The sequence below is a fragment of the Parvibaculum sp. genome (assembly GCF_030694575.1).
Classification (GTDB): Bacteria; Pseudomonadota; Alphaproteobacteria; order Parvibaculales; family Parvibaculaceae; genus Parvibaculum.
In genome coordinates, this window is the sequence record NZ_JAUYUS010000044.1 from 1 (window position 1) to 4,050 (window position 4,050).

Sequence of the window (4,050 nt, forward strand, 5' to 3'; positions counted from 1 at the left end):
CTCCTACCAGGCGATCAAGCACAAGCTCGCCGACATCTATGTGAAAAAGGAACTGGCCAAATCCAATTCCTATTTCGGCGCCATGATGCTGAACGACGAAGGCGCCGAACTGCCGGAAGCCGCCGCCGCCTCGCGCATCGCCGGCTCCGACGCCTATGTCTTCGCCGCCCAGGAAAACGTCCAGACGCATGGCGGCATCGGCTACACATGGGAATCCAACTGCCAGTTCCACTACCGCCGCGCCAAGCTGCTGGCGCTCGCCGTCGGCGCGCCCATCCAGTGGAAAGAAAAACTCGTCTCGCGCCTCGAAGCCAAGAACGCGGCGTAAGGAAAAGCATCGACGCGCGCTCCTCTTCCACCCTCCCCCTGTGGGAGGGTCAAACCGCCAAAGGCGGTTTGGGGAGGGGTAGCAGCGCCCAAAACAAATTCGGGAGAACCAAAATGGATTTCAACGACACGACCGAAGAAGCCGCCTACCGCGCGCAAGTCCGCGCCTGGCTCGACAAGAACGCCACCCGCAAGGAGAACGCGAAGGACATCGCTCCGCCGAAGGACCTCAAGGAACTTATCGCGCAGTCGAAAGCCTGGCAGGCGAAGAAGGCCGATGCCGGCTATGCCTGCATCACCTGGCCGAAGGAGTGGGGCGGCGGTGGCGGCACCACCATCAACAACGTGATCTACGGCCAGGAAGAATCGAAATACGCCGTTCCCGGCGGCATCTTCGCCATCGGCCTCGGCATGTGCATCCCCACCGTCATGTCGTGGGGCTCGGATGAAGCGAAGGAACGCTTCGTGCGTCCCGCCGTGCGCGGCGACGAGATCTGGTGCCAGCTCTTCTCCGAGCCCGCCGGCGGTTCCGACGTCGCGGGCCTGCGCACGAAAGCCGAGAAGGATGGCGACGACTGGGTCATCAACGGCCAGAAGGTCTGGACGTCCGGCGCTCATTTCTGCGACTACGGCATCCTCCTCGTCCGCACCGATCCGAACGTGCCGAAGCACAAGGGCCTCACCATGTTCTGGATCGACATGAAGGACCCCGCCGTCGAAGTGCGCCCGATCAAGCAGATGTCGGGCGGCGCCGAATTCAACGAAGTCTTCTTCACCAATCTCCGCGTCAAGGACAGCCAGCGTCTCGGCAAGGTCGGTGACGGCTGGAAGGTCGCGCTGACCACGCTCATGAACGAGCGCCTCGCCGTCGGCGGCAGCCAGGGCAATGCCGACACGGACGAGCTGATCTCGCTCGCTCGCGAAACCGACATCGCCGGCGAGCCCGCCATCCGCCACGGCGGCGTCCGCGAGCGCATCGCCGACTGGTACGTTCAGGCGCAAGGTCTGAAGTTCACGAGGTTCCGTACACTGACGGCCTTGTCGAAGGGCGAAACCCCCGGACCGGAATCGTCGATCTCCAAGATCGTCGCGGCGAAGAAGATGCAGGACCTCGGCTCCTTCGGCATGGACCTGCAGGACATGGGCGGCGTCATCCGCGACCGGAAAATTTCACCGGAAGAGGGCGCCTACACCGAACAGTGGATCGGCGCGGCCGGCTATCGCATCGCCGGCGGCACGGATGAAATCCTCCGCAACATCGTCGCCGAACGCGTCCTCGGCATGCCCCAGGACGTCCGCGTCGACAAGGACCTGCCGTTCAATCAGGCCCCGAAGGGGAAGTGACGAACGCGTAACTCGAAGATGCAAAAGGCCGGATCGCTTGATCCGGCCTTTTTCTTTCCGCGTTCGTCACCCGCGGGCTCGACCCGCGGGTCCAGAAGGCGCGACACCGTCGCGCCGTCTCTCTTCACAAGACTCTTCCTTCCCTCAAGCCGCCGCTTCCGCCTTCGCCGCTTCCGCATAAAGCGCCATGTGATCCGCAAGCGCCTTCCTGAAAGCGGGCCGCGCCTCGCAGCGCGTCACATAAGCCGCGAGCGCCGGAAATCCGGCCAGGAAATCCCGGTGCCTGAGATCGCGCAGCACCGTCGCCATCATCAGGTCACCCGCCGTGAAGCGGTCCTCCAGCCATTCGCGGCCTTCCAGCCGGCCGGCAAGCTGCCCGAGCCGGCGCTTGAGAAATTCCTCCGCGCCCGGCCGCCTGAGCTTCGCCCAGTCTTCCTCCGGGTAGAAGAAGTCGAGCGCCGTCACCTGGTCGATCGACGGCTGCACCGAGGACACCGCCGCGAACATCCATTGTATCGCCCGCGCGCGGCCCCGCTCGTCGCGCGGCAGCAGCGCCTCGCTCTTCTCCGCGATGGTGAGCACGATGGCGCCGCTCTCGAACAGCGCGAACCCGTCTTCCTCCAGTACAGGCACCTGCCCGAAAGGCTGCACCGCGCGATAGGCCGCCGCGTCCTGGTCCTCCGGCGTCAGCACGCGCTCCTCGTAAGAAAGGCCCGCTTCCTCCAGCGCCCAGCGCACGCGGAATTCCTTCACCGAGCCCCGCGCGAAAGGCGGCACCCATTTCAACACGCTCAATCTCTTCATGGCTCTCTCCCTCTAGGCGAGGCGCCGCGGCGGCCTCCGGCGAAATCGCTTGCGGAAAAGAGTTGATATCAACATAATGGCGCCATGTCAAAACCCGCCCACGCACCGGACGTCCCCACTCGCCATATCCACGATAAGTGCCTCTGCCTTCACGCGCAGCGGGCGGCGAGGGCGCTCGCCCGCCGCTTCGACGAGGCGCTCCGTCCCGTTGGCATCACGAGCGGCCAGTTCTCGCTCCTGAACGCGATGAACCGCGCCGAGCCGCGCAGCATGGGCGAGGTCGCGGCCATCCTCGCGATGGACCGCACGACGCTCACCGCAAACCTGAAGCCGCTCGAGCGCGAAGGCCTGATGAAAACCGAAACCGACCCCGCCGACCGCCGCGCCCGCAAGCTCCTCCTCACGGCCGAGGGCCGCAAGCGCCTCCGCGCCGCCGCCCCGATCTGGAAGCGCACCCACGCCGCCCTCGAACGCGAAATGACCGCCGCCGCCGCCAACCCCGCCACCACCCGCGCCGGCCTCCGCGCGATTGCGTGAGCGGAGGGTCCGGATGAGGTCCGGGCCGGAGCGCCCGTGCCTTTTATTTTCGCCGCGACCGGAAAAAATTCCGCCGCCGCCAAAAAATAAATGTCATCCCGGCGCAGGCCGGGACCCATTGGTTCCCTCAGCAAGAGCGGCTACGCCGGGCCTCAATCGCGGAAAAGGCAATTATCCTTCAACTTCCCTCACACTCGGCACTGCGAGTGGGTCCCGGCTTCCGCCGGGATGACACTGAATGTTTGATTGAGGCTGGGGCCAAATCACCTTCCGGCGCGAAGCGCCATCAAACCTCTTCCACTCCGCGTCTCCGCGCCGGAGCCTGCCCTCGGGATCGCCGAAGGTGATACCCGTGGGCGTGCAAAACCCTTTCCCCACGCCGCCGCACCCTCACGCATAAGCAACCCAGCCCCGCCACGTAAACGCCGCATAGAACATCGCGACATCGGAAAACCCCGCCTCGCGCAGCACCGCCTCGTCGTCTTCCGGCGTCAGCAGGTCGAGATGCGCCGCCACGCCCGCGCGCGCCTTCTCCGCCATCTCCGGGTCCGCGCCGGCGGCCACCGCATAGGCCGCATAGCGAGAGAGCCATTGCGGCCGCGACCCCTCATCCTGCGGAAAGCTCGAATGCGCCGCGACGAAGGGCGCGCCGGGCTTCAGCCGCCGCCGGATTTCCGCCGCCGTCCGCACGCGTTCCTCGCGCGCGAGAAAATGCAGCGTCAGCAGGCAGGCCGCCGCGTCGAACGGCCCCTCGCTCGCATCCTCGATATAGCCCTCGCGGAGATCCACGCGCGGCAAGAGGCTCCCGAGCGTCCGCTCCGCAAGCTTCAGCATCTCGCCCGCCGGGTCCACGCCCTCGAAGCGCCAGCCGCCATGCGCCTCCGCCAGCGCCTTCATCTCCATGCCGCCCCCCGCGCCGAGCACAAGCACGTTCGCGTCGGCGGGCGCCCGCTCGCCGAGCAGGATCGCCGTCATCCGGTGAAGCTCCGCATAGGCCGGCACGAAGCGCAGCGGCCCCTCCGTATACTGAGCAACGGC

General features: G+C 66.2%; 5 protein-coding genes. 3 read left to right on the forward strand and 2 right to left on the reverse strand.

Annotated elements, in window-relative coordinates; all coding sequences use genetic code 11:
• Positions 1-328 (forward strand): acyl-CoA dehydrogenase family protein (locus Q8S60_RS06760; protein WP_305668448.1); only part of this gene is annotated, 328 nt, incomplete at its 5' end.
• A 113-nt stretch (positions 329-441) separates the two neighbouring features.
• A complete protein-coding gene (locus Q8S60_RS06765; protein WP_305277267.1) occupies positions 442-1,671 on the forward strand; it encodes an acyl-CoA dehydrogenase family protein in 1,230 nt (409 codons plus the stop codon).
• A 144-nt stretch (positions 1,672-1,815) separates the two neighbouring features.
• Here the strand turns inward: Q8S60_RS06765 and Q8S60_RS06770 are convergent, their stop codons facing one another.
• Positions 1,816-2,475, reverse strand: coding sequence for a glutathione S-transferase family protein (locus Q8S60_RS06770; RefSeq protein WP_305277269.1), 660 nt, complete (start codon positions 2,473-2,475; stop codon positions 1,816-1,818).
• Between the two features lie 84 nt (positions 2,476-2,559).
• Between Q8S60_RS06770 and Q8S60_RS06775 the strand changes: the two genes are divergently transcribed.
• The gene (locus Q8S60_RS06775; protein ID WP_305277271.1) at positions 2,560-3,012 is read left to right on the forward strand and encodes a MarR family winged helix-turn-helix transcriptional regulator; all 453 of its coding nucleotides are present in this window, start codon (positions 2,560-2,562) and stop codon (positions 3,010-3,012) included.
• A 390-nt stretch (positions 3,013-3,402) separates the two neighbouring features.
• Here the strand turns inward: Q8S60_RS06775 and Q8S60_RS06780 are convergent.
• A partial coding sequence (locus Q8S60_RS06780; RefSeq protein WP_305668449.1) for a class I SAM-dependent methyltransferase occupies positions 3,403-4,050 on the reverse strand: 648 nt, incomplete at its 5' end.